2 protein-coding genes are annotated in these 2,023 nt (G+C 44.0%); both read right to left on the bottom strand.

Features of this window, described 5'->3' with window-relative positions:
- Positions 1-23: 23 nt before the first annotated feature.
- Complete coding sequence (locus VIP81_RS17100) at positions 24-794, bottom strand: porin family protein (protein WP_331963483.1); 771 nt, start codon at positions 792-794, stop codon at positions 24-26.
- Between the two features lie 21 nt (positions 795-815).
- Positions 816-2,023 (bottom strand): PCMD domain-containing protein (locus VIP81_RS17095; RefSeq protein ID WP_331963480.1); only part of this gene is annotated, 1,208 nt, incomplete at its 5' end.

Raw genomic sequence — 2,023 nt, 5'->3', positions numbered from 1 at the left:
AGCTAAAAGCTAACAGCTAAAAGCTATATCTTATACGCTACGCCCAGTGTCAGATATATATTATACAACGGGAACGACATCCCCTTGAAATCACTTGGAAAGATAGGACGCAAGCCCCAGTTCAGGTTACCATTAATGCTGAGTTTTTTCCCCACCTTGTAAGCGGCACCGCCCTGCAAACCAGCGTCGAAAGAACGCACTTCCGTACCAAAATCAAACGTCGCTTCTGAAATGATCACCTTTTCCCCGGTAGGGCCACCATTGCGGATATAGCCATCGGAAACGGTACCATGGAAATTGGAACTGAACAGCCATGCTACATATCCGCCTAAATTAAAGCGCCATTTGTCGTTAGGTGTAAATACCGCACTGATCGGAAAAAACACGTACGCATTACGTACAATAGTTTTGTTATCCCCACTAAAATCGCCCTCGAAACGGCCACCATCCTTGGTAGTAATGATGGTAGGAAAATATTGTACTTTATCTTTCGTACCCATTCCTTTGTAATCGAGTTTAATCGCTATGGCAGCCCCCCATCTGGAGGTAGCACGGTACGACAACTCATATCCCAGAGATGGGCTGAATTCCGGCCAGTAGCCCTCTATTTTACGGATGGTGTTTGGAAAGCCCACCGGTGCGGTTGCACCGAAATTAAACCCCGCCAGGATACGATGTTCCAGCGTAGGTTTAAATCCGATATTTTTCGTTTGTTCGTTTCCGTTATCCTGTGCAAATAAGGTAGTCGCTGTCATCAGCATTCCCAGCAACAGTCCTGATATTTTTATATTCATAATCTCAGATATAGTTAAAATTTATTGCGGCACAATCTCCAGACTGTCCAGCACCAAACGACTGCCTACGGCCCCTTTGTAAGTATCCCCATCTTTACTTGAAGAAGCTACAATCGCCATCATCATTTTATCATTGCCGGAATAGGCCTGTACATCTACAAACGGCACATCAAATTTTGTCCATCCGGCCCTGGGGCCGCCATCCGGTATAGCTGCACGCGCGAGTATCCTGTTGGACGTGTTAATATTAGTCGCGTCCAGGCGTACAGTTCCTGAATATAACACCGCGTAAATGGAACAACTGTCTTTCATGCCCGCAATAATATTCCCAGCTTTATCCTGGTATTTATCTCCCGGCTGATATTTATAATAACCTGTAAAACGGGATGGTTTCCCCAGATAGGGCTGTCCGAATTGCGTAGCTTTCAAGGGCGCTACAAATGCATTGGTAGGATCAAACACGCCCAGAAAAAGAGAGCCCGCAAATAACTTGATGCCAACAAGATTGGATAAATCCGTACCGGCACGTGTCACCATTTCAGCAGCATATTTTCCATGGTAAGCGTCTGTGGTGGCCCGCAACGGATATTCCAGCGGATCTTTCTTTACACCTGATAAGGCAATACCAGGATTTCCGGATGACCATAACATACTGGTATCTGTTATGCTGCTGTCTATTTCCACAGGATACTGATACTTATCTTTATCATTCAGCAGCCAGTTTTCAAAATCCCAGGCAAATACACCTATGTTGGCTACCACAATGGTATAGGTTTTTTTATTCGCACCACTGGCAGAAGTAACTACGTATTTGATTGGACTGCTACCATTAAATTTTAGGGAGTCGCCCGACGCTGGCACTACACTACCGCCGGTGGATACAGTAATGATGGGCACTACACCACTATCAAAGGCTTCCGGTGTGAGTGACAATATAATTTTAGAATTTACCTGATCTATAAAAACATCGCCGGTTAAGTATTGCCGGTCAATTTTGAAAGTTTCTATATCTGCTTCCGGATTAACAGGGGCATCTTTTATACAGGCATATAAAGTTAGCATCAATGCGGCCAGATAGCATAGTTTCCTTATATTCATGCTGTTAACGGTTGAATAATTACAACAACTCTCAACCGCCAAAAGTTCATTTTTTATTTCCTGCTCCGCATATTTCCATAAATTATTATCATTGCAACATGGTTGATCAACAGCGAATAAAGCGGCTGCTT

Source organism: Chitinophaga sp., assembly GCF_036566945.1.
Taxonomy (GTDB): Bacteria; Bacteroidota; Bacteroidia; order Chitinophagales; family Chitinophagaceae; genus Chitinophaga.
This window is presented reverse-complemented; position numbering and strand designations above follow the sequence as displayed.

Excerpts from the sequence above, each read along its gene's own strand:
- VIP81_RS17100 (WP_331963483.1), bottom strand. The coding sequence starts at position 794 with ATGAATATAAAAATATCAGGACTGTTGCTGGGAATGCTGATGACAGCG.